Origin of the sequence: Micromonospora sp. SL1-18, from assembly GCF_047921505.1 — a bacterium.
GTDB lineage: Bacteria > Actinomycetota > Actinomycetes > Mycobacteriales > Micromonosporaceae > Micromonospora.
On sequence record NZ_JBLROA010000001.1, the window covers coordinates 157,018 to 179,634 of the forward strand.

General features: G+C 70.1%; 26 protein-coding genes. 12 read left to right on the forward strand and 14 right to left on the reverse strand.

Going from position 1 to position 22,617, the window contains the following annotated elements:
• The first annotated feature begins 129 nt into the window (after window positions 1-129).
• Window positions 130-531: a Fur family transcriptional regulator gene (locus ACNAW0_RS00895; protein WP_416285691.1), complete on the forward strand. Its 402-nt coding sequence runs from the start codon at window positions 130-132 to the stop codon at window positions 529-531.
• 16 nt (window positions 532-547) lie between these two features.
• Here the strand turns inward: ACNAW0_RS00895 and ACNAW0_RS00900 are convergent, their stop codons facing one another.
• From ACNAW0_RS00900 to ACNAW0_RS00910, 3 genes are all read right to left on the reverse strand, one after another.
• Window positions 548-1,531 (reverse strand): ATP-binding protein, encoded by a 984-nt coding sequence (locus tag ACNAW0_RS00900; RefSeq protein ID WP_416285692.1) that lies wholly within the window; start codon window positions 1,529-1,531, stop codon window positions 548-550.
• A 129-nt stretch (window positions 1,532-1,660) separates the two neighbouring features.
• Entirely contained in the window at window positions 1,661-2,698 is a 1,038-nt protein-coding gene (locus tag ACNAW0_RS00905) for an LLM class flavin-dependent oxidoreductase (protein ID WP_416285693.1), read from the reverse strand.
• Window positions 2,688-3,080, reverse strand: coding sequence for an SCO5389 family protein (locus ACNAW0_RS00910; protein ID WP_416285694.1), 393 nt, complete (start codon window positions 3,078-3,080; stop codon window positions 2,688-2,690). The genes ACNAW0_RS00905 and ACNAW0_RS00910 overlap by 11 nt, the downstream gene beginning before the upstream one ends.
• A gap of 1,081 nt (window positions 3,081-4,161) precedes the next feature.
• Between ACNAW0_RS00910 and ACNAW0_RS00915 the strand changes: the two genes are divergently transcribed.
• Window positions 4,162-4,914: a YcnI family protein gene (locus ACNAW0_RS00915; RefSeq protein WP_416285720.1), complete on the forward strand. Its 753-nt coding sequence runs from the start codon at window positions 4,162-4,164 to the stop codon at window positions 4,912-4,914.
• A gap of 487 nt (window positions 4,915-5,401) precedes the next feature.
• On the opposite strand, the gene ACNAW0_RS00920 is transcribed toward ACNAW0_RS00915, so the two are convergent.
• The 3 genes from ACNAW0_RS00920 to ACNAW0_RS00930 all read right to left on the reverse strand — a co-directional run bounded on the left by ACNAW0_RS00920 (window position 5,402) and on the right by ACNAW0_RS00930 (window position 6,735).
• A complete protein-coding gene (locus tag ACNAW0_RS00920; protein ID WP_416285695.1) occupies window positions 5,402-5,689 on the reverse strand; it encodes a hypothetical protein in 288 nt (95 codons plus the stop codon).
• Window positions 5,686-5,967 (reverse strand): hypothetical protein, encoded by a 282-nt coding sequence (locus ACNAW0_RS00925; RefSeq protein ID WP_416285696.1) that lies wholly within the window; start codon window positions 5,965-5,967, stop codon window positions 5,686-5,688. Before ACNAW0_RS00925 ends, ACNAW0_RS00920 begins: the two co-directional genes overlap by 4 nt.
• 606 nt (window positions 5,968-6,573) lie before the next feature.
• Window positions 6,574-6,735 (reverse strand): hypothetical protein, encoded by a 162-nt coding sequence (locus tag ACNAW0_RS00930; protein ID WP_416285697.1) that lies wholly within the window; start codon window positions 6,733-6,735, stop codon window positions 6,574-6,576.
• 7 nt (window positions 6,736-6,742) lie between these two features.
• Between ACNAW0_RS00930 and ACNAW0_RS00935 the strand changes: the two genes are divergently transcribed.
• Together ACNAW0_RS00935 and ACNAW0_RS00940 are read left to right on the forward strand one after the other, a co-directional pair.
• The gene (locus tag ACNAW0_RS00935; RefSeq protein ID WP_416285698.1) at window positions 6,743-6,967 is read left to right on the forward strand and encodes a hypothetical protein; all 225 of its coding nucleotides are present in this window, start codon (window positions 6,743-6,745) and stop codon (window positions 6,965-6,967) included.
• A gap of 910 nt (window positions 6,968-7,877) precedes the next feature.
• On the forward strand, window positions 7,878-11,174 hold the full coding sequence (locus tag ACNAW0_RS00940; RefSeq protein ID WP_416285699.1) for a DEAD/DEAH box helicase: 3,297 nt from the start codon (window positions 7,878-7,880) through the stop codon (window positions 11,172-11,174).
• Window positions 11,175-11,720: 546 nt separating this feature from the next.
• Here ACNAW0_RS00940 and ACNAW0_RS00945 read toward each other — a convergent pair.
• From ACNAW0_RS00945 to ACNAW0_RS00975, 7 genes are all read right to left on the reverse strand, one after another.
• Window positions 11,721-12,092, reverse strand: coding sequence for an ArsR/SmtB family transcription factor (locus ACNAW0_RS00945; protein ID WP_416285700.1), 372 nt, complete (start codon window positions 12,090-12,092; stop codon window positions 11,721-11,723).
• A gap of 132 nt (window positions 12,093-12,224) precedes the next feature.
• On the reverse strand, window positions 12,225-12,665 hold the full coding sequence (locus tag ACNAW0_RS00950) for an arsenate reductase ArsC (protein WP_416285701.1): 441 nt from the start codon (window positions 12,663-12,665) through the stop codon (window positions 12,225-12,227).
• Window positions 12,662-12,850: a hypothetical protein gene (locus ACNAW0_RS00955; protein ID WP_416285702.1), complete on the reverse strand. Its 189-nt coding sequence runs from the start codon at window positions 12,848-12,850 to the stop codon at window positions 12,662-12,664. The genes ACNAW0_RS00950 and ACNAW0_RS00955 overlap by 4 nt, the downstream gene beginning before the upstream one ends.
• Window positions 12,847-13,590, reverse strand: coding sequence for an aquaporin (locus ACNAW0_RS00960; RefSeq protein WP_416285703.1), 744 nt, complete (start codon window positions 13,588-13,590; stop codon window positions 12,847-12,849). Before ACNAW0_RS00960 ends, ACNAW0_RS00955 begins: the two co-directional genes overlap by 4 nt.
• A gap of 52 nt (window positions 13,591-13,642) precedes the next feature.
• Window positions 13,643-14,305, reverse strand: a complete 663-nt coding sequence (locus ACNAW0_RS00965) for an arsenate reductase ArsC (protein WP_416285704.1) — start codon at window positions 14,303-14,305, stop codon at window positions 13,643-13,645.
• Window positions 14,302-14,988 carry a helix-turn-helix domain-containing protein gene (locus ACNAW0_RS00970; protein ID WP_416285705.1) on the reverse strand — a complete coding sequence of 229 codons (687 nt, stop codon included), beginning with the start codon at window positions 14,986-14,988 and terminating at the stop codon, window positions 14,302-14,304. The genes ACNAW0_RS00965 and ACNAW0_RS00970 overlap by 4 nt, the downstream gene beginning before the upstream one ends.
• Before the next feature lie 86 nt (window positions 14,989-15,074).
• The gene (locus tag ACNAW0_RS00975) at window positions 15,075-15,407 is read right to left on the reverse strand and encodes an ArsR/SmtB family transcription factor (protein WP_416285706.1); all 333 of its coding nucleotides are present in this window, start codon (window positions 15,405-15,407) and stop codon (window positions 15,075-15,077) included.
• A gap of 62 nt (window positions 15,408-15,469) precedes the next feature.
• On the opposite strand from ACNAW0_RS00975, the gene ACNAW0_RS00980 reads away from it, so the two are divergent.
• Window positions 15,470-16,624, forward strand: coding sequence for a flavin-containing monooxygenase (locus ACNAW0_RS00980; RefSeq protein WP_416285707.1), 1,155 nt, complete (start codon window positions 15,470-15,472; stop codon window positions 16,622-16,624).
• A gap of 19 nt (window positions 16,625-16,643) precedes the next feature.
• Here ACNAW0_RS00980 and ACNAW0_RS00985 read toward each other — a convergent pair whose 3' ends face one another.
• The gene (locus ACNAW0_RS00985; protein ID WP_416285708.1) at window positions 16,644-17,027 is read right to left on the reverse strand and encodes an ArsR/SmtB family transcription factor; all 384 of its coding nucleotides are present in this window, start codon (window positions 17,025-17,027) and stop codon (window positions 16,644-16,646) included.
• Window positions 17,028-17,114: 87 nt separating this feature from the next.
• On the opposite strand from ACNAW0_RS00985, the gene ACNAW0_RS00990 reads away from it, so the two are divergent.
• From ACNAW0_RS00990 to ACNAW0_RS01020, 7 genes are all read left to right on the forward strand, one after another.
• Window positions 17,115-17,264 carry a hypothetical protein gene (locus tag ACNAW0_RS00990; protein ID WP_350681180.1) on the forward strand — a complete coding sequence of 50 codons (150 nt, stop codon included), beginning with the start codon at window positions 17,115-17,117 and terminating at the stop codon, window positions 17,262-17,264.
• A 14-nt stretch (window positions 17,265-17,278) separates the two neighbouring features.
• Complete coding sequence (locus ACNAW0_RS00995) at window positions 17,279-17,527, forward strand: hypothetical protein (protein ID WP_416285709.1); 249 nt, start codon at window positions 17,279-17,281, stop codon at window positions 17,525-17,527.
• On the forward strand, window positions 17,524-18,768 hold the full coding sequence (locus ACNAW0_RS01000; protein ID WP_416285710.1) for a M28 family metallopeptidase: 1,245 nt from the start codon (window positions 17,524-17,526) through the stop codon (window positions 18,766-18,768). The genes ACNAW0_RS00995 and ACNAW0_RS01000 overlap by 4 nt, the downstream gene beginning before the upstream one ends.
• An 11-nt stretch (window positions 18,769-18,779) precedes the next feature.
• Window positions 18,780-19,106, forward strand: coding sequence for an ArsR/SmtB family transcription factor (locus ACNAW0_RS01005; RefSeq protein WP_396879238.1), 327 nt, complete (start codon window positions 18,780-18,782; stop codon window positions 19,104-19,106).
• On the forward strand, window positions 19,106-19,600 hold the full coding sequence (locus ACNAW0_RS01010; protein WP_416285711.1) for a GNAT family N-acetyltransferase: 495 nt from the start codon (window positions 19,106-19,108) through the stop codon (window positions 19,598-19,600). The genes ACNAW0_RS01005 and ACNAW0_RS01010 overlap by 1 nt, the downstream gene beginning before the upstream one ends.
• A 76-nt stretch (window positions 19,601-19,676) precedes the next feature.
• Window positions 19,677-21,095: an FAD-dependent oxidoreductase gene (locus ACNAW0_RS01015; RefSeq protein ID WP_416285712.1), complete on the forward strand. Its 1,419-nt coding sequence runs from the start codon at window positions 19,677-19,679 to the stop codon at window positions 21,093-21,095.
• Window positions 21,096-21,115: 20 nt separating this feature from the next.
• Complete coding sequence (locus ACNAW0_RS01020) at window positions 21,116-22,159, forward strand: MFS transporter (RefSeq protein ID WP_416285713.1); 1,044 nt, start codon at window positions 21,116-21,118, stop codon at window positions 22,157-22,159.
• The last annotated feature ends 458 nt before the right edge of the window (window positions 22,160-22,617 follow it).

Genomic DNA, 22,617 nt, shown 5'->3' on the forward strand with positions numbered 1-22,617 from the left:
GTGACGGCACGAGGTGTGAACATATGCGCAATGCATAATGGGTTCCGATATCACGTGACCACCAGCGTCACGGGAGGACAGGAATCGGGCGTCGAAGAAAGGCGCCGCGACGAGCGGAGACGGAAGACGGTGACCGAGGCAACGCCCAATGCGACCCGCAATACCCGGCAGCGCGCCGAGGTGCTGGCGCTGCTGCGCGAGGTGGAGGGCTTCCACAGCGCGCAGCAGCTGCACCAGATGCTCATCGACCGCAAGGCGCGGGTCGGCCTGACCACCGTCTACCGCACGCTGCAGATGCTGGTGGACAGCGGCGAAATCGACTCGACCCGGCTGCCGGGCGGGGAGTATCTGTACCGGCGGTGCAGCCAGAGCCGGCACCACCACCACCTGGTCTGCCGAGAGTGCGGGCGCACGGTCGAGGTGGCTGGCCCAGCCGTGGAGCGGTGGGCCGACCAGGTCGCCAGCCAGCACGGCTTCACCGACGTCGGTCACACCCTGGAAATCTTCGGCACCTGCGGCAAGTGCGCCTGACCGGCACTGCTCTGAATCAGGCGCCCACCACCGCAGGCTGGCTAACCGCCTGCGGCCCCATCCGGAACTCCGGGTCGATCTGATCGGTGAGATCCGCCCCGGCACGCTCGTTGGCCCACGCGGCGGCGTTGCGCCGGTGGAACTCATGCGCCCAGCGGGTGAAGGCCGCCCAATCCTGCACCGTGTCGTCCACCGCCTCCGCCAGTTGGGCAAGGGCTGCCAGGTTAGCGGCCTCGAGCTCGGCCAGCGCGCCGACCGCGCCCCGCTCCGCCCGGCGCACATAGCCAGATCTGCTGAACCAGGTCAACAGCTCGCCGCCGACGTGCTCGCGGAGGAACTCCACGTCGCTGGCGTCCTCGACCTTGTTCCCGACCACCGACAGGGCCACGCCGTAGTCGCGGGCGTAGCCGGCGTACTGCCGGTAGACCCCGACGCTGCGCACGGTCGGCTCGCACACCAGGACAGTGCGGTCGAAGCGGGTGAACAGCCCGGATGCGAACGAGTCCGCGCCCGCGGTCATGTCCACCACGACGTACTCGCCGGGCCTGTCGAGCATGTGGTTGAGCAGCAGCTCGACCGCTCCCACTTTCGAGTGGTAGCAGGCGACGCCGAGATCCTCGGCGGCGAACGAGCCGGTGACCGCCAGCCGCACCCCACCGACCTCCCGTACGCAGGCGGCGTAAATCGGGTTGTCCTCCATTACCCGCAGCAGCCGCGAACCGTGCCCCGGCGGAGTCGTCTTGACCATTCGATCCGCACTGGTGATGCGGGGGTTGGCGCCGCGAAGGTAGTCCTTGATGGCCGGCATGTGCTCACCGAGTGGCTTCACCGGCGGCGTGTCCGCCTCGCCGCCGAGGGCGGCAGCGAGGTGCTGGTTGATGTCGGCGTCGATGGCCAGCACCGGCAGGCCCTGGCCGGCGAGATGCCGGGCGAACAGCGCGGCGAGAGTTGTCTTGCCGCTGCCGCCCTTGCCCACGAACGCGACCTTCACCGCTGACACCCTCCCACTCTATTGGAAACCGTTTCCATGAGTGGGAGCGTACGTGATGGGTTGGGCCTGTCGAGCGGTATCCGGGCGACTCGCCGCAACGATTCGCCATCGGGCAGTTCACCCACTTCTCGGTCGTCACTACCTCCGGCGCAGCACCTCGCTGCTGAGCCGCCGTATGGTGCGTAGGGTCGTCGCGCGGTTCCCGGTCACCTCGACCAGAAACAGCAGATGCCGCACGCCGGGAAGTGCCGCGGCGGCGTCCACGGCCGCCCGGCACCGCTGCGGCGACCCGACCGGGTGCATGGCGATCAGACGCCGAACGTACTCGTCGATGTCGGGCGGGCCGGCCGCGGCGCCGTCGATACGGACGTACTCCCTGGTGCCGGCCAGCAACTCCGGCAGCCGCTCGCGCACCGTCCGGGCTGCATCCGCGTCGGTGTCTTTGACGTGCGCCAGATGGGCGCTGGCGTGCGGCACCTGCGCGCTGTCGTGACCGTGCGCGGCGGCGACCTGCGCGTACCGAGCGAGCAACGACCGCTTCTCCGCCAGGTCGGCATGCAGCCCGAGCAACAGCGGGAGGCCATGGCGGGCAGCGAGGTCCACGGTGGCGGGCGAGGTCGCCGCGACCCACGTCGGCACCCGACGACGGGGCCGGGGCACCACCTGCACCGGCCGGAAGGGAAACCTCCCGTTGCCGGCGACCTGCGCCGCGCCGGATAACCACCGCAGCACGATCTCCACCGCGTCGGCGAAGCCGTGCGTGTAGCGACCCAGGCCGGTGCCGAACACCTCGAGGTCGACCCACGGCCCGCCCCGGGCGACCCCCAACCGAAACCGGCCCCCGGACAGTTCGTCGAGCAGCACCGCCTCCTCTGCCAGGCTCACCGGATGTCGGACCGACAAAACGCAGGCAGCGGTGCCGACGGTGATGCGGCGGGTCGCCCCGAGCAGGTGCGCGGCGAAGGTGATGGCGGACGGGCACACACCGTAGGAGATGAAGTGGTGCTCGGCGACCCAGACGCCGGCGTAGCCGGCGGCCTCCGCGGCCAGGCCGTAGCGGTGGGCGTCCGCCAGCGCCTGCGCGTGGGTGCCGCCGGTGCGGTGCCCGGCGAGCAGGAACAGGTGCCATTGGACCTGCTCGCCGGGCCGCGAGGCGCCGGGCGGTTCAGCAGTCACGCAGCTCTGGCGACTGGTTGAGCAGTTGTCCCCGAGTCGAGATGAACCTGCGGTACGTGCCGGAGTCGATGGCGCCCAGCCGGAACGCCGCCACCCGGTGGCAGTTCTGGAACGCCAGCGTCACCCCGAAGTGGCGCTCCAGGCTCGCCCGGATGGCGTCACTGGCCAACGCGCGCAGCAACTGCCCGCGCTCCGCCTCGGTGGGCGGCGGTACCACGTTGTCGGCGAATTCGGCGTCAGACGATTCCAAGTCGGCGACCACACGACTGACGGTGTCCCAGGCATACGGGAGGGACTCCCGGACGCAGGCGACGAAGGCGTCGTCGTCCACGGGGCCGGTCTCGGCGGCTTCGAGCAGGGCAGGCGGCACGGTGAGAGACATGGTCCTCCTCAGGGCCTTAACGACCATGATTGCCGTTAGCGTTACGTTCCGAGCACATCACGTCACCGGGCGCACGTCAACAGTCGACGCCAGTTCCCAGCCCAGGCAGGCAACGCTGGTCCTCCCTGCTCGGTCGGGCGCGTCGCCAATGTCGCCTGATACAAGCCGCTACCGCACGCGCGTACGTCGGCCGCATCTTCGTGCCCCTTCGCCTTTTCATCGGAGTGGCAGTGCCGCCGCCCACCGCGATATCGGATGCCAAAAACCAGAGATGAAACCGGTTATCACCGCGACAGATCGCTTGTGGAGCTGATACCTCCGTGTCCGGATCCCGCCAACGCCGTCGCCCCCTGTCAGAACGACGGCCTGTAGTAGTCTGGTGCCAGAGTACGGCACCGGCAGGTATGGGCGATGCCGCCGCTGGGATCCGGCTAACGGCGGCGAGTTCCACGACCTGGCCGAGGACTGGCCGGCCGGCTGGAACCAGGGCTATTCGGACGGCCAGGCGGCCTCGGTGCCGGTCGGCGGAAGCGCGCCACGGGTCGGCGAAGGCTCATCGGGCCAACACGGCCACGATCACAGCGAACACCACCAACGACGGCCACTGCGGTGACCGCCGCACCGGCCACAGGCGCTGCGTCGGCTGATTGCCTAATCGCAGACGCCGGCCGGTCGCGCGGCGTGTCGTAGGGCCACTGGACGTTGCCTCCGACGGTGCATCCTGATGCGCGATTCGGGCGCCGGGACGGGGCTCGGGTTTGCGCCCGCCTCGGCTCGACGGAGGCCGCACACCACCGGCGCGGCCCCCTTCAATTCACAGGCGCTGCCACCAGGCAGCGGCGTTACGCGGTTCTCCCCAACGTGCGCGGAACGCCCGCTGTTCGACCAGTGGTTGTCGGCCCTGCCAGTCTTGCTGTCGACTCCAGGGCAATCCCGGAAGACGGACGGAAGCAAACGTCCTCGGGATCTGCGGGAACTCGGCCGCCACCGGCTACGACCAACACGGCGGTGGCTGTGCAGCCACCACGTGCGGGCGGCGTGGCCAGCAAGCACGGAGGTGTTGATCAAGGAGTCTTTGCTGATGAGTGCAGGATCGGTGGCCAGGCTGGTGGCCGCCACCGCGGCCGGGGTGCTTGCCGCTGCGACCGTGGGAATCGGTGTGGCATCTGCCCACGTGACGGTCAATCCACGGGAGGTGACCCAGGGCGGCTACGCCAAACTCGCCTTCCGGGTGCCGAACGAGCGGGACAACGCGAGCACGACCAAGCTGGAAGTCGCCTTGCCGGCGGACGCGCCGGTGGCGTCGGTGTCGGTCCGGCCGATGGCGGGATGGACGGTGCAGGTCGACAAGGCCACGCTCGCGAAGCCGATCGAGATGCACGGCAGCCAGGTGACCGAGGCGCCGTCGAAGATCACGTGGATGGCCCAGGGCGAGGCGAACGCGATCAAGCCGGGCCAGTTCCAGGAGTTCGATTTCTCCACCGGTCCGCTGCCCGAAGCCGACACGATGATCTTCAAAGCACTGCAGACCTACTCCAACGGCGAGATCGTGCGCTGGATCGAGGAACCCAGCACCGACGGCTCCGAGGTCGAACACCCGGCCCCCGTCCTCAAGCTCGCCAAGGCCCCGGCCAAGGATGCAGCCGCCAAGCCTGCGGCCGGCTCGAACAACATCGCCACGGTCCGCACCAGCGACACCACCAACACCGACGACGGCCGCACCACGTGGGCCCTGACGGCCGGCATCGCCGGACTGATCGCCGGCCTCGCTGGACTGGCCTTCGGGCTGTTGGCTTGGCGGCGCCGACCCGCCGCCACCACTGCGGCGGACTGACCCCCTTCTCGGTGACCTCGGCCGCCGATCAACGGCGGCCGATACCGGCTTGAGAAGCACCGAGGCCGAAAGATGCGGAATGCAACGATCACGTGGCCCCCGCGCAACGTAGACGGATGCCACGTGCGGGCATCCAAGGCGACAGGGGCGGGACAACCCCCTCCAGCCCTCCGGGTTCCCGTCCCTGTCGCCGGCCAACGAAGGCCTCGAACCGAAACACAGGCCTGGCCAGCCGCGGGAACGCGTCCGTGATACCGGCCAGCACGAGGGCCCGTGGACCAGCCTGCACGCCTGGTACCGGTGATAGGTCAACCGCAGGTGTGCACCGCCACTGCCTCGGCCTTGATCAGCAGCATGTGCACCTTGCCATCAGCGACGCTGCCAGGGTTTCGGGCCGCCGTCGTAGACCAGCGTGCGACAGCATCAACCCTCGGGCTGGGCTGCCAACGACGCGGCAAGCCACCCCTCAAAGTCGTGAACACGCACGTCAGGCGGCTCGATCCGCAATTTGGTTGATCACCTGATGCAGCTCCGACAGCCGCACTGTGACGGTCTTGTCTTGCTCGGCGGTGCGCTTGGCATCGGCGACAAGCTCGCGCAAGGCCGCTGACGGGTTGATGCCGCGGCGGGTTGCTTCGTCCTCTAGCCAGGTGGCGAGGTCGTCAGGGAGGCGGGTGGAGTAGACCATCGTGACCTTCCTGGCGGTGGTGTCGACGGTTGCGTCGGTCCAGTCGATGGGCTGCTTGGCGGCTTCCATTGCTTCGTCGCGGTTCATGATTTGCCCCTGTTCAGTATTGCCTCGGCGTGGGTGAGTTCTTCGCCGGTTAGGTGCCGTGCGGTCACTACCAGGTAGTGGTCGTCGGTTTCTTCGATGAGGGTTACCGCGAGGATCCGCTGGTCAGGGGTGTAGGCGATGACTTGCAGCACGGCCCCGGTGTGTTGTCGGATCTTGGGGTGGGCGTGGCGTAGCACGTAGGAGACGTCTTGCCATGCAACCTGGTTGGCGGCGATGGCGGTGTAGCTGTGGTCATCCCAGCGGTATTCCTCATCCACCCATCGAGTCTACATCTGTAAACACGCTGGTGGGAGAATGCGGTGCGATTACGCGACCTGCTGGAGGCAGCCGCGCAGAGGTCGCCGCTCGGGTGCGGTTCGCGTAAGGAGGAGCTCGCCGCGCTGCTCGGCGCCCGGGATCCAACGAACCCATCCGCTCTGTGCGCGCCCTGTGAGAGGAGCCTTGCTCTCAAGCGCCGGCTGTGCGGGTGACCAGACCGAGACCATTGCGGGGCAGCGCGCAGTAGTCCGCGGAGGTGCACGGCGCCGGTTGGCACAGTCATGACACCTTCTCGCCCGAGCAGTGAACGGCTCGTCCGTCCGCTCGCTCCTAGCACTCCTCTGCCGGCCCGTCCACGCCCCCGTCCGGCGCCGATGCCGGCACTACCCGCCCGGATCTCCCTGCCGGCATCCGTCAATGCTCCTGATCTGCTGCTGGGGATGGCTCTTCCGTCCCGCTGTGGCCGCGTTGGAGAGCAGCACATCCTGCACGCGCTCAGCTGGCAGCCGGGACACGGTCTCGACATTCAGCCACACCAGGGGATGCTCGTCATCGGCTCGGCGTACGGCAGCCGGCACAGGGTCGGCAGCAGAGGCGCCCTGCCCCTACCAGCGTCTGCGCGGCGACTGTGCGGGATCGAGCCCGGCCAACCGGTGCTGCTCGCCGCTCTCATCACCCGAGACCTGCTCGTTGTGCACCCCATTCGAACGGTCGCCCACCTCGTCGCCGATCTGCACACCCAGCTGGCGGGAGTCGGCAATGTCCACTGATCCGATGGCTATCGCCACCGCACAGCAGGTATTGGCCCACCTCGGTGTCACCCTGACCGACCTCCAATCCCACACCGGCGAGTCGGCCGTTCCGCCGACGGTCGCCGAATACCTGCCCCGCGTCTTCGCCGCAGCCGGTCCCGGCGCGCGACGCACCTACGGCACCTACTGGGAGCGGATGGCCGCCGCCTGGGGCGACCGACCGGTGGACGCGGGTTGCGGCCAGTGACGTCGAGGCGATGAAACAAGAGATGATCGCCACGGCTCGGTCGCGGCGTAACAGCCGCAACGGCCGGCATGCCGGCGAGCACGTCATCGCCGCCGCTCGCGCCTTCTACTCCCGGGCTGTCGCTGACGGTCTGATCGACGCGTCGGCCAGTCCTGCCCATCGTGTCGCCAAACCCCGCCGCCTTCCGAGCACGCGTCTGCGGCGGCGTGGTCAGCTCGGGAAAGCGTGCCTGCCACAACGCCCGCAGCCGGGCCGGGAGCCACAAGCTGGGCCACAAACGGCGCAGCGTCGGGCCGTGCAACCACCGGCACAGGTCCGTGACCGAATTGGCCTGGTTCAGTACCGTCTGGTACGTCAGCTGCAGATCGCCGGCGTCGTTCAGGTCGTAGGTGCTGTCGCCGGACCAGTCCAGCCACCGATCTAGCGTCACCACACCGCGAACCGGACCGCGCAGGTCGGACAGGGAGGCGGCGACCACGAAATGCCGCTGGTCCACATACCGCGACCCAGGCGGTGCACCACTGCCGCTGGCCATGTCTCCACCTCCTGCCCAGATCGTACGTGTGAGCGGCGTCGCCGGCTGGCACGACATCGACCTGCCGGCCATCTGACGTCCCGGGGTCGGCCTGCAGCCTGACGCTCATCGCCGAGGACGAACTCCCCTCCCCGCTCGCCGATCACCACACGGGCGGCCGGGCGCCTGCCAGGTGACCGCCTTACCCGGGACCGGACTGCCGCCGCCCGCGCGGGTTCGACTTCTCGCGCTGGCCGTCGGCAGCCTCCGGCTGGCCATCCCGGGCCGCGGTCCGCTATTGCCCGAGACGACGGGGCGGACGGACCGGGTGGCGCCGGGCACTGCCCAGCTTGCGGAAGGATACGCTCGCGGCTGCCTGGGCCAGATGTCGTGGAGGTGACCTTGGCGCGGCTGGTGCTGACCGAGGATGAGGAGTCCGTGCGTGTCGCGGTGGGGACACGCTCCTTCGTCCAGGCGCGTGCTCACCTCGACCAGGGCGAGCTGGTCGAGGTGCAGTGGGATTCGCGGGCCGGGCAGGCTCATGCTCGGCTCGGTGGCGACCTGTCCGGCACGGTGATCGCCATCGCGCGCACCGATCCGAGTGGCGACATCACGGCGGTGGAGGGATCGTGTAGCTGCGGTGACGATCCGGGCTGCGCCCATCCGGCCGCGTTGATCCTCGCCGTCTTGTCGGCCCGAGGTGTGCCCTGCCCGCGGGCCGTGGCGCCACCGCCGGTGTGGGAGACGGCGCTGTCCCCGCTGGTCGGTACGGCGCCCGAGCCTTCCGCCGATCCGGAGTCGGACCGGGCCGGCGTCGGGTTGCAGTTCGATCTTGCGGCTGCCGGGCAGGCCGGCGCGGAATCATCGTGGCGGATCGCCCTGCGCCCTGTGGTGCCAGGTCGCAGCGGGTGGGTGCGGTCGGGGATCTCCTGGTCGAATCTCAGTTACGCCTGGTACGGGCAGCCGAGGCGGGTGGAGCGGCACTGGCAGCTCCTCAAGGAGATCCTGGCGCTGTCCACGGCGGCCGAGGACCGGCACTACTACAGCGGCTACCAGCAGACGGTCTACCTGGACGCGTTCGCGAGCCGGCGGATCTGGGACTTGCTCAGCGAGGCTCAGGAGACCGGGTTGCCGATGGTGCAGGCCGGAAAGACGGCCGGGCGGGTCATCGTGTGCCGGGAACCGGCGCGGGTGTCAATACGGGTCGACCGGACCGGTGACGGCCTGCTGCTCGTACCAACCTTGCTGGCCGACGGCATGCTGGTCGCCCCGAATTCGTCCCTGCTGGTGGGCCAGCCGGTCCACGGCGTCGCCTGGTGGGGCGTGCGGGGCCAGGCCACCCCGCGGCCACGGGACAGGGTGCTGCGGCTCGCGCCGCTGGCGCGGCCGCTGGAGCCGGGCATCGCCGGCATGCTGGCAAAGCCGGCGATCCAGGTTCCCGCCGACGACGAGGCACGGTTCTTCGAGCAGTACTATCCGAGCCTGCTACGGCAGGCGGAAGTGGTCGCGGTGGATCCGTCGGTGCGGTTGCCCGATCTCGGGGCGGCGGCGTTGACGTTGACGGTGAACCGCATGGCCGGGCATCGGCTCTCGCTGAGATGGGAGTGGGTGCTTCCGGTCGGTGACCGCCAACATCGGGAGCCGCTGTGGGCGCCAGCACCCGTCGCCCACGCCGCCGACCGGGAGAAGGTGGTGCGGCGGGTGACCGAAATGGTCGCCGACCCGGCGCTGGGCCTGCTGGAGGCAACGCCTGCGGGGCCTCAGCTGGCGGCCACCGCCGACGTGGCCGGCGACACGATGATCCGGTTCCTGAACGATATCCTGCCCCGGCTGCCCGACATCGACGGCGTCGACGTCGTTACGCAGCTCGACGACGCGGGCCCCGCCTACCAGGAGACGCTGCAGGCTCCGGTCATCACGTTCGCCGGCGCAGACATCAGCGGGCAGCCGGACTGGTACGACCTGTCGGTACAGGTGACGGTCGACGGCGAGCAGGTGCCGTTCGACAAGCTCTTCATCGCGCTCGCCGCGGATCAGCAGTACCTCATCCTGCCCAGCGGCACGTACTTCAGCCTCGACCGCGCCGAGTTCCGCCAACTACGCGACCTGATCGCCGAGTCTCGCGCGCTGGACGACCCGCCGCCCGGCGTGCTGCGGATCGGGCGCTTCCAGGCCGGGCTGTGGCAGGAACTGGCGGAACTCGGCGAGGTCACCGGCCAGGCCGCCGCCTGGCAGGAGGCGGTGCGCTCACTGTCCGACGCGGGCAACCGCGTCGAGCATCCGATCCCATCGGGGCTGAAGGCCACGCTGCGGCCGTACCAGCAGGACGGGTTCCGGTGGCTGGCCGCCCTGCACGAGCACCGACTCGGCGGGGTCCTCGCCGACGACATGGGCCTGGGTAAGACCCTGCAGGCTTTGGCCTTGATCTGCCATGTCCGCGAGCTCGGCGGTCCGCGGGCGCCGTTCCTGGTAGTCGCCCCTGCAAGCGTTGTGCACAGCTGGGCGAGCGAAGCAGGCCGGTTCGCGCCGGACCTCGTGGTCACCACCATCACCCAGACCCGCGCGCGTCGCGGCGCGACGCTCGCCGACGCGGTCTGCGGTGCGGATCTGGTGGTCACCTCCTACACCCTGTTCCGACTCGAGTTCGAAGACTACGAGGCCCTCGACTGGGCCGGACTGGTCCTCGACGAGGCCCAGTTCGTCAAGAACCCCCACTCGCAGGGATACCGCTGCGCGAAGCGACTCTCGGCACCGTTCAAGCTCGCCATCACCGGTACGCCGATGGAGAACAATCTCCTCGAACTGTGGTCGCTGCTGTCCATCACCGCGCCTGGCCTGTTCCCTCGCGCGGACCGGTTCACCGATCATTACCGCAATCCGATCGAGAAGGCCCACGACCCGGAACGGCTCGCCCAGCTACGACGGCGGATCCGGCCGCTGATGCTGCGCCGCCGCAAAGCCGACGTGGCCGCCGACCTGCCGGACAAGCAGGAACAGGTCATCGAGCTGGACCTCAACCCGAAACACCGCAAGGTGTACCAGACCTACCTGCAGCGGGAGCGGCAGAAGGTGCTCGGCCTGCTCGGCGACCTGCAGCAGCACCGGTTCGAGATCTTCCGGTCACTGACCCTGCTGCGGCAGGCCAGCCTCGACGTCACCCTGGTCGACCCGAAACACCGCGCCGTGCCGTCAACGAAACTGGACGTGCTGGCCGAGCAGGTCAACGATCTCGTCGCCGAAGGCCACCGGACTCTGGTGTTCAGCCAGTTCACCCGGTTTCTGGACGCCGCCCGGGAGCGGCTGGAGGCAGCGGGCATCCACTGCTGCTACCTCGACGGAGCCACCCGCGACCGGGCGACGGTGCTCGCCGAGTTCAAGAACGGTATGGCACCGGTGTTCCTGATAAGCCTCAAGGCCGGCGGTTTCGGGCTGAACCTAACCGAGGCCGACTACTGCATCCTGCTCGACCCATGGTGGAACCCCGCCACCGAAGCGCAGGCCGTGGACCGCGTGCACCGCATCGGACAGACCCGCAACGTGATGGTCTACCGCCTGGTCGCCAAGGACACGATCGAGGAGAAAGTGATGGCGCTCAAGGCCCGCAAGGCCGAACTGTTCGGAAGCGTCCTCGACGGCGGTGACTTCGCGTCCGCGCAGCTGACCGCCGACGACATCCGAGACCTGCTCCAATAGCGCACCTCGCGGCGGCCCTCAAGCCGGTCGCGGCGGCCGACCGAATGGCCCACGTCGAAAAACTCGGCCACGATCACGCCCTGGCCGTCGATCACGTCCTCGGCGAAGTCGCGCTGCCACCGCGCAGACGACAGCCGGTCCTGGAACTCCCGCGTCGACATCCGGCCGTAGAACGCGAACCGGATGCTCAGCGGCTTCGGTGTCGTCGGGCGTCGCGTCCGCAGGCGGCCTCGCCGATTCGGCTGCCGTAGCCACCAGCCGAGCAGGTCAGGGCCGTCAAGTTCCGTCGCGTACTGCATCAGGACCTCCCACACCGAGGCTTACAGGCAGCTCTCGATATGGATGGATAACGATGTGACGGTTCGCTGGACTCGGCCACTCACCACACATGTTGGCGCAGAGGAGGGCGTCGAGGTTCGAGGCGGTTGCTCGCCTTGACGCGGTGCCTGTGGCGGCCTTGTCGCGTGGTCAAACTGGCCCGTAGCCGGTGCGGCAGCTATCGTTCGGAATTCGCAGGGCCGGTGCGCCGACCTTCGATAGTGCCGCTCAGCGGGCCTTCTTCGTCGCTCGCTTGCCGGGCGGAGTCAACAGGTCGGCGATCGCCGCGATCGCGGACGGCACCAGGCGGTAGTACGCCCAGACGCCCCGCTTCTCGCGCTCGAGCAGGCCGGCCTCGGCGAGGATCCGAAGGTGATGACTCACGGTCGGCTGGGAGAGACCAAGCGGCGCGGTGAGGTCACTGACGGACGCCTCGCCCTCCGGGGCGGACTGGATCAGACTGAGCAGTCGCAGCCGGGCCGGGTCGGCGAACGCCTTCAGCACTCCGGCGAGCCGCTCGGCATCGGCACGCTTGATCGGCTCGTCAGCAAGCGGCGAGATGGCAGTCGTAGCTGTTTTCGCAGTTGGCACGTCTGCCATCGTTGCACCAACGCCATCGATACGCCGCTTGAACCAGTACCCGGTCGCCGTCAGTTTGCGGGCAGGGAGCCGTTTGACCTGTCCCGGCCGTGTCAGCGGCCGGATGAGCGAGGGTCGGCCCCGCCCAACGGGTCACCGGGCGGACGGGTAGCGCCGGCGGGTGGGTGAGGCGGTGGGACGCAGTTCGGTGAGCAGCTTCTCCACCCGGGCGCGGATCTCGTCGCGGATCGGGCGGACGGCTTCGACGCCCTTGCCGGCGGGGTCTTCGAGCTTCCAGTCCTCGTAGCGCTTGCCGGGGAAGACGGGGCAGGCGTCGCCGCAGCCCATGGTGACGATGACGTCGGAGGACTCGGCGGCCTCGTACTCGAGGAGCTTGGGGGTCTGGTCGGTGATGTCGATGCCGACCTCGCGCATGGCCTCGACGGCGGCCGGGTTGACCTGGTCGGCGGGTGCGCTGCCTGCGGAGCGGACCTCGACGGTGTCGCCGGCGAGGTGGCGCAGCCAGCCGGCGGCCATCTGGGAGCGGCCGGCGTTGTGGATGCAGATGAACAGGACGCTGGGCTTGTCGCTCATGGGGTGCCTTTCGTGCAGGACGAGTCGTGGGGCCGGTTGACCGGCGCGTCGTCGGGGTCGAGGGCCAGGTGGTGGTCCGGGTTGCTGTTGCGGTCGACGGTGCGGTAGCGGCCGGGGTCGTGACGGCGGTTGACGAAGACGTGATCAGGCCGAGCCGCGCTGGTATCGCATCGGTGCGCTGTCATGAACGGCGGCCGACGGCGGCGTCCTCGTCGGTGGGGACGACAACCTGGTCCGCGGCGGTGCCCGCGTCGGGGTAGAGGGCCGCGAGCAGGCCGACACCGACGGCGAGGCCGACAAGCTGGGCCAGGACGAAGCCCGGGACCGAGGTGGGGGCGATCCCGGCGAAGGTGTCGGTGAACGCGCGGCCGATGGTGACTGCCGGGTTGGCGAACGAGGTGGACGAGGTGAACCAGTACGCGGCGCCGATGTAGGCGCCGACGGCGGCGGGGGCGACCAGGGCGCGGCCGGAGCGGGCGAGGGCGAAGATCAGCAGGATCAGCCCTGCCGTGGCGACGACCTCGCCCAGCCATAGGTGTCCGGCGGCGCGGTCCTTGCCGGAGAAGTCGACGGCGGCCAGGTCGAACATCAGGTTCGCCAGCACTGCTCCAGCGATCCCGCCCAACACCTGTGCCACGACGTATCCGCCCAGGTCGCGGGCGGTGAGGCCGGTGCCGGCGCGGCGGCCGAGGAACCAGTCGGCGGCGGACACGACCGGATTGAAATGGGCCCCGGAGACCGGTCCGAAGATCAGGATCAGTGCGGCGAGCGCGAAGACGGTGGCGGTGGAGTTCTCCAAAAGCTGGAGGCCCACATCGCCGGGGGAGAGGGTGGTGGCCATGATGCCGGAGCCGACCACGGCGGTGACCAGCAGGGCGGTGCCGACGAACTCGGCCAGCAGGCGCCGCCGAAGTGCGATGGTCATCAGTCTGTTCTCTCCCATGATCTGAAGGGCCCCCGTCTCGCCGGGGTGGTGGTTACCAGGTGGTGGTGACGTTCAACTCGTCGAGGAGTCGGCGGACCCAGCGTTCGATCTCGTCGCGGATCGGCCGCACGTCGGCCAGGTTCAGGCCGGCGGGGTCGTCGACGGTCCAGTTCTCGTAGCGGGTGCCGGGGAAGACGGGGCAGGTGTCGCCGCAGCCCATGGTGACCACGACGTCGGCGGCGCGGACCACCTCGTCGGTCCAGGGCTTGGGGAATTCCTGCGAGATGTCGATGCCGCGTTCGGTCATCGCCGCGATCGCGGCGGGGTTGATCTCGATGCCGGGTTCGCTGCCGCCGGACCAGGCGATCGCGTGCTCGCCGGCCAGGTGGGTGAAGAAGCCCAGGGCCATCTGCGAGCGACCGGCGTTGTGGGTGCACAGGAACAGCACCACGGGGCGGCCGTCACGGTGGTGCCCCTCGACCCGGGCCAGGGCCCGCAGGCGCTGGCGGGCGAACCGTTCGGCGAGCAGCGGTAGGTAGTTCGGGATGGTGGCGGCGGTGGCGAACTGGTCGTAGCTGCTGTGCAGGAACTTCTCGATGGTCTCGGTGCCGTAGATGCCGTCGAACTCCTCGGCCAGCCGGGTCGCCGCGGTGTGCAGGGCGACCTGCTGGTCGAGGGTGATCTCCTGCTGGGGCCATGCGGTGGTGTCGGTCATCGGTTGCCTCTGGGCAGGACGGCGGGGGCGAGCCGGTCGACGCGGTCGGCGAGGTCGGCGTAGGCGGCTTCGAACGCCTCGTCGGTGTCCACACGCACCGGGTCCGGGACGGACCAGTGCAGCCGCGGGCGGACCGGCCCGGTCAGGTCCTCGTGGGCGTTGTCGCACACGGCGATTACCAGGTCGTCCCCGCGTACGACGTCGGTGACGTGGGCGGTGCCGGTCGGGTCGAGGTCGAGGTGGTGGCGGTGAGCCACGGCCACCGCGCGGGGATGGACGCGGGCGGCGGGCTTCGTGCCGGCGGAGGCCACGTCGCTGTGGGTGCGCCGCTTCCACAGGGCGGCAGCCAGCTGGGAGCGGGCCGAGTTGTGGGTACACACGAACACCACCCGGCCGACACCGGTCAGGCGTGGGGTGGCGAGGGCGGCCAGCGCCTCCGGCAGCAGCCGCAGGTAGGTGCGGCGCCGATCTCCCTCGGAGCGGCCTTTGGTGACCAGGCCGGCGTCGGTGAGGACCTTGACGTGGTGGGCGATCAGGTTCGTCGGCATGTCGAGGGTGTGGGCGATTTCGCCGGGGGAGGCGTCGCCCAGGGTGAGCGCGTCCACGATCGCCAGGCGGGCCGGGTCGCCGAGGGCGGCGTGGATCCGGGCTCGCCCGACGAGAGAAGAAGGCTCAACGTTCATTGACTCAATTATCGCTGAGCAATTAGCCGGAGTCAAGCCGGTCTTGCGAAGTTGAGCTCATCCTTGCCGGTGTTGGTGCCGGCTGATCAGCAGCAGGTCGCCAGGTAGGACTGCAGATCCGACAAAGCGGCGAGGGTGCCGTCGCGGTCAGCCCGATAGAACACCGTCTTGCCGTCCCGTCGCGAGGTGACCACTCCGCCGCGTCGCAGCAGCGTCAACTGCTGCGACGCCGTGGCCTGGCTGATGCCGACCCGCTCGGCCACCTCGCCAACGGACATCTCGGCGCCGCGAGCGAACAGCATCATGATCCGCTGCCGGGTGGGACTGCCGAGCGCCTTGAGGAACTCCTGCGTCCGCGGTGCAAGACCCGAGACGGCGCTCTGTGGCCCGGTCGGCTGGTCGGCGGCGGTCTGGCTCATGGTCACACCTTTCCTCGCCATCATCATATTGTCATTCAACAAAACGACGATATGATCGTGAGGTGACTGCTCAAGTCGATCCCGTGATCATCATTGGCGGCGGCCAGTCCGGCCTCGCCGCCGCCCGAGCCGCCCTGGACACCGGCCTGCGACCCGTCGTCCTGCACGCCGGCGCCGAACCAGTCGGCTCATGGCCTGACTACTACGACAGCCTCACCCTCTTCTCGCCCGCAGGCTACAGCGCCCTGCCCAGCATGCCCTTCGACGGCGACCCGGACCGCTACCCCCACCGCGACGAGGTCACCGCCTACCTCCGCCGCTACGCCGATGCCCTCGCCGTCGATATCCGCACCCGCACCCGAGCCATCGCCGTGCACGCCCGTGCAGGCGGCGGATACCTCGTACGTACCGACGCCGGAGACGAGTTGCCCGCCGCCGGAGTCGTCGCCACCGGCTCCTTCGGCAACCCGTACCTGCCGACCCTGCCCGGGCAGAGCGAGTACGGCGGGGACCTGCGGCACGTCGCCGACTACCACTGCCCAGACGCGTACGACGGCAAGCGCATCGTCGTCGTGGGGGCTGGCAACTCCGCCGTCCAGGTCGCCTACGAACTCGCCCCGTCCGCCTACGTGACCCTGGCGGCCCGCGAGCCGATCCGGTTCCTGCCACAGCGAATCCGCGGACAGGACCTGCACCACTGGCTCCGCGTCACCGGTGGCGACCGCCTCCCGCGCGCGATCATCACCCGCCTCGTCCGGCACGCCACCGTTCTCGACACCGGCCGCTACCGCGACGCCATCACCTCGGGCCGGCTTCCTCGGCGGGACATGTTCACCGCCTTCACCCCGGACGGCGTCCTGTGGCGCGACGGCACCGTGGAGCAGGTCGACGCCGTCATCTTCGCCACCGGCTACCGGCCCGATCTCGACTACCTCGCGCCTCTCGCCACCGTCGATCGCGGCGTGCCGCAGCAGGTGGATGGCATCTCCACCACCCATCCCGGCCTGGTCTACCTGGGCCTGGAGTTCCAGCGATCCTTCGCCTCGAACACCCTGCGCGGCGTGGGACGCGACGCCGCGCACGTCATGGCCGCCCTCGCCGCACACGCGGACCGACGTCCGCGCTTCTTCCGTCAGGTGCGTCCCACGGCACCCGGTGCCCAGCGGTCGACGTCGCCCCTGCACGTGGATGGAGCCACGGACGGTGCCGGCGGGTGACGGCGGTGGGGGAGCGAGGTCAGACCTTGGCTGCGGCTGTCGGCTCGATCGACAGCAGTGCGGCGAACTGGCGCAGGATCTGCGGTCGGGCGCGGTAGTAGACCCAGGTGCCCCGCCGCTCGGCGTCGACGAGGCCCGCCTCGCGCAGCGTCTTGAGGTGGTGGGAGATGGTCGGTCCGGTCAGGTCGAACGCCGGCGTCAGGTCGCACACGCACGCCTCGCCGTCCTCGGCGGAGGCGATCATCGACATCAGCTGCAGCCGCACCGGGTCGCCGAGGGCTTTGAACGCGGGCGCGAGGACTGCGGCCGTCTCGGCCGGCACCCGGCGCTGGGCCAGCGGGGGGCAGCACGGCGCGTCGGCGTTGAGATCGACGACGGGAAACGGCGCCTGTTGCTTCGACATTCCTCTAGGTTGACATCTCTCTAATCAGCGTGCAACTCTCTGCTTAGACGGACGTCAAGACAGCCGTATGAAGGAAGGGCCCCATCCATGTTCGGCTCCACCCGCCGCTCATCCGCTCTTCGCGCTGGAGTCCGGTTCTGCGACTCCTGCGCCCAGGTGTCCACCGCCGCCGAGCGGGCGCAGCGCCGCTACGACCGCGCCCGCACCACCGTCTACACGCTGATCAGCCACCGTTGACAAGAGGACCTGAGATGAGCGAGAACACCCAGACCGCCGGCGGCTTCGCGGGCGACCCGGCCGCCGCCCTGCAGGTCACGGGTTCCGGTGCCTGCTGCGGCAGCCCCGCCCAGGCCGTCGGCGGGATCCTCCCGCCGGCCGGCGCGACCGCCAGCGATGACCCGTGCTGCGGTACCCAGCAGGCCGCCCAGGCGGCTGACTCGTGCTGCGGCACCGAGGCCAAGGCCGACGCCATCGCCACCGGGCAGGGCTGCTGCTCATGACCGCCCCCACCGACCTCGCTGACCTGCTCAACCAGGTCGGCGCCAACCGGATGACCGCCACCATTGCCACCCTCGCCTCCGACCCTATGGCGGGGCGGCGTGTCGGCTCGGCCGGCGGGGCGACGGCCCGCGCCTGGCTCGTCGACCAGCTCATCGCCCTCGGTGCCGACGTTCGCACCGAGGAGTTCCCGGTCCGCGCCGTGCCGCAGGTGTACGAGGCGCCGACGGTTACCTGGGGCGATCGTGGCGGCACCGAGGAGCTGGTGTTCGGGCGGCAAGTCGCGATCCACCCCGCCTCCGCCGACACGTCCGACATCCGACGCGGCGCCCTCGGCGTCGCCGGCAAGGACGACCCGGCGGGGCGGTGGCTGGTCGTGCCGGCCGAAATGAGCCTCTTCGACGCCTACCGCGACACCCGCGGCGCGGCCGGACTGCTGGTCCGCCGTCCGGTCGACGCCGAGGGCTGGCAGTTCACCATGCTCGCCGGACCCGACCCAGGGCCGCTGCCGGTGCTGACCCTCGACCCGGACACCCACAACGCCGTGCTCACCGCCGCCACCGCAGCAGACAGCTGGCTGGCCGGCGCGACGCCACTGCGCCGCGACGACGTCACCGGCACCAACATCCACGCCCGACTCCGGCAACCCGTTCCCGACGGTGCCGACCTGCTCCTGACCGCCCACTACGACGGCGTCGGCGACCACCCCGGGCTCCGCCTGCCCGGCGCTTCGGACAACGCCACCGGCGTCGCCGTGGTCCTCGAAGCCGCCCGCACTCTCACCACCGCACTGCCCACTGGCGCGGGACTGTCCATCGCCCTGCTCGACGGGGAGGAAGTCGGCGCACTCGGCTCCGCCCACCACGCCTCCCAACTCCGCGCCGAAGGGGCCGCACCGCTGGTCATCAACGTCGACGGCGCCGGCCGCCTCGACGGGGCGGCCGCGGTCGAGGCCGGCGGCCCCGCCCACCGCCTCCTGGCCTTGCTCGACCAAGCTGGCCGGCACGCCGGCGTCCCCCTAACGGCGGGTCCGGTGGCGTCTGACAACCGCCGCTACGGCAGCGCCGGTTTCGCCGCAATCGGGATCGGCGCCGGCATGGGCGGCTACCACAGCCCCGCCGACACCCCCGACAAGGTCGACCCCACCACCCTCGGCGCCATCGCCCGGCTCGTCGTCGCGACCACTCACCTCGCGGCGGCGGCACCCGCTACACTTTCATCGTCAATCGGCGATAAACGATAGAAGGAGTGGTGGTGGGCGACCTCCTCGACCGGGACACCGCGCAGACCTACGCCTCGTGGTTCCGGGCCCTCGCGGACCCGACGCGGGTGCAGATCGTCGAGTACCTCGCCCGGCACGCCCGGCCGATGAGCGTCGGCGAGATCGTCGCCGCCGTCGGGCTGGCCCAGTCCACCGTCTCCCAACACCTGAAGATCCTCACCGAGGTGCGGTTCGTGCTTGTCGAGCCGGTCGGCACCGCCCGCCACTACCGCATCAACGACGCCTGCGTCGGCTGCTTCCCGTCGGCCGCCGACGTCGTCATGGGCCGGCCGGCCCCCAACCCGAAGGGAGCCTGCTGATGGCCGACATCACCGTCCGTCCTATGACCTCGGACGACGCCGATCGTGTCCTCGCCATCTACCAGGCTGGCCTCGACGGCGGCAACGCCAGCTTCGAGACCACCGCACCCACCTGGACGGCATTCGACGAGGCCAAGCTGCCTGACCACCGCCTCGTGGCCGTCGACGCGGACGACATCGTGGTCGGGTGGGTGGCGGTGTCGCCGACGTCAAGCCGGGCGGTCTACGCCGGGGTGGTCGAGCACTCCGTCTACGTCGACCCCGCTGCCCAAGGGCGTGGCGTGGCCCGGCTGCTGCTGGACGCGCTGATCTCCTCCACCGAGGCCGCCGGCATCTGGACCATCCAGTCCGGCGTCTTCCCCGAGAGCACCGCCAGTCTCACCCTGCACCAGCGGGCCGGCTTCCGCGTCATCGGCATCCGCGAGCGGGTCGGCCGGCACCACGGTCGGTGGCGCGACGTCGTCCTGCTCGAGCGCCGCAGTCCCGTCATCTGAACCCCTTCGGCTCCGCCCGCCCCAGCACTACTGCACCTTCTTGATTCGACAGTTTTCAACGCAGAGGAGTTTTCCGATGAGTGCCCTGAACGAGCTGCCCGTCGTGGTGATCGGCGCGGGCCCGGTGGGTCTGGCCGCCGCCGCGCACCTGCATGAGCGTGGCCTGCCCTTCCTTGTTCTGGAGGCCGGTGACACCGCCGGCGCGGCGGTGCGGCAGTGGGGGCACGTGCGGGTGTTCTCCCCGTGGCGCTACAACGTCGACCCGGCCGCGCGCCGGCTGCTCGACGACGCCGGCTGGGTCGCCCCGGCCGAGGACGCCCTGCCCACCGGCGCGGAGCTGGTCGCCGACTACCTTCAGCCCCTCGCAGAGCTGCCGCAGCTCAAGCCCCACCTGCGCTGCGGCGCGCGGGTGGAGGCGATCAGCCGGCTCGGCCTGGACCGGCTGCGCACCGCCGGGCGCGAGCAGACGCCGTTCCTGATCCGCCTCGCCGACGGTGAAGAGGTGCTCGCCGGGGCCGTCATTGACGCATCCGGCACCTGGGGCACCCCCAACGTCCTCGGTGCCTCCGGCCTGCCGGCCCGTGGAGAGAAGGACGTGGCCGCGTACCTGGAGCACGCTCTGCCGGACGTGCTCGGCGCAGACCGGGACCGCTTCGCCGGCCGGCACACCCTCGTCGTCGGCGCCGGCCACTCCGCCGCCAACACCCTGCTCTCCCTGGCCGAGCTGGCCGCCGCGGAGCCGGGCACGGAGGTGACCTGGGCGATCCGCTCGGCGAGCCCGGCCCGCACCTACGGCGGCGGCGACGCCGACGCCCTGCCAGCCCGCGGCGCGCTCGGCTCCCGGCTGCGCGAGCACGTGGACGCCGGCCGGATCCGGCTGCTCACCGGCTTCTCCGTCCACGCCCTCACCCCGGCCGACGGCCGGGTCGCCGTGGTCGTCCGGCACGCCGACGGTAGCGAGGAGCAGGTGGTCGTTGACCGGATCGTCGCCGCTACCGGCTTCCGCCCCGACCACTCCATTGCCGCCGAGCTGCGCCTCGACCTCGACCCGGTCATAGGCGCCACCCGCGCCCTCGCCCCGCTGATCGACCCGAACGAGCACTCCTGCGGCACCGTCCCCCCGCACGGCGTCGACGAGCTCGAACACCCGGAGGTCGGCTACTACGCCGTCGGCATGAAGAGCTACGGCCGCGCGCCCACCTTCCTCATGGCCACCGGCTACGAGCAGGTCCGCTCCGTTGTCGCCGCCCTCGCCGGCGACTGGACCTCCGCCCGCGACGTCCAGCTCGACCTGCCCGAAACCGGCGTCTGCAACAGCAACCCCGCCGACTCCACCGGCACCGACAGCTGCTGCGGACCGGCCCCGGCGGCGGAGGCGGCCGGCAAGGGCCTGGCCACCGGCATCTCCGGCGGCCTGCTGTCCGCGCCGCTGAGCCTGATCAGCCTCGACGTCGCACCCGCCGGTGGCCAGACTGGCGGCTGCTGCGGCAGCTGACGACCACCAACCTCACCACGGTGCCCGCCGGCCGACAGGTCGGCGGGCACCATGCCCATGGCCGGCGCATCGTCGCGGCACTCGCCATCACCAGCACCATCGGCTACGGCACCCTCTACTACGCGTACGCCGTCCTGCTGGGCCCGATGGCGGCCAGCCTTGGCGCCTCCACCACGGCCGTCACCGGCGCGCTGACCGCCAGCGTCCTCGCCGGCGCGTTGATGGCCATCCCGGTCGGCAGATGGCTCGACCGGCACGGCGGACGAGCACTCATGACCACCGGGTCGATTACCGCCACCGCACTATTGATCGCCTGGTCCCAAACCCAGGGCATTGGGCAGCTCTACGCCGTCATGATCGGCATCGGGATCACCGGCGCGATGGTGCTCTACGAACCTGCCTTCGCCGTCATCGTCTCCTGGCGCACCCCCCGACCGGCGCCCTACATGGCTGTCCACCTGGCTCGGCCGCCCCGTCCACTGACGGCCCCTGCACTGCTCGCGGTCACCGTCGTCGCCGGGTTCGCCAGCACCATCTTCATGCCACTCACCGGCCTGTTCGTCGCGCAGCTCGGCCGGCGCGGCGCGCTGCTCACGCTCGCCGCCGTCCATGGCGTAGTGACTGTGCCGCTGCACGCCCTCACCATCCGTAAACCGCCGCATGCCGGCACACCCAGCCCCGCCGCGCGACCGGACCACACCCTACGACGCATCGCCACGGCCGCGATACGCGATACCCGGTTCTGGATCCTCGCCGCCGCGCTCATCGCCCACGGTGCGGCCACCAGCACCATCGGCGTCCACCTGGTCAGCTACCTGACCAGCCGCGGCCACCCGGCTACTTTCGCCGCCACGGCCGCCGGCCTCCTCGGCGTCCTGTCCGTCACCGGAAGGCTCGTCCTCACCGGCGCCCGACGCCGACTCCCCGTCACCACCATCGTCGCTGGCGTCTTCGCCATCCAAGAAAACCATGGCCCCTGGCGGGGCCACCCACAGGTGGGTGAAACTCGGTCGGCGGTGTCGCTCGCCGTCGCCGATGATGCTTGGTGCCCTCGCGGTGCCTGAATCCAAGAATGGTGTGGGAGTCCGTCCCTGGTATCCCAGGTTGTTGCCCCCGTGCACGTGTCTCAGTGTCATGAGTCTATGACGGGCTCTGCGAGCGGCGCCGTCCCTGGTTGGTGATCGGGACGGAGCTGGAGGCTCGTTTGGATGTGTTGTACTCGCATGTCGCGGGGATCGATGTGCATAAGCAGCAAGTACGGTGAGTGTGCGTACACCGGACGCGGCGGGCGGTACGGCGGGAGAAGACCAGGACATTCCGTACGTTCTACGCGGAGTTGCTGGCGATGGCGTCCTGGCTGGTCGAGCATTATGTGACGCGGGTGGCGATGGAGTCGACCGGCCGCGCCTACGACCACATGATCGGCCTGGACCTGGCCGACGTCAGCGTCGACGGGGCCATCACGAAAGAAACCCATGGCCCCTGGCGGGGCCACCCACAGGTGGGTGAAACTCGGGTCGGC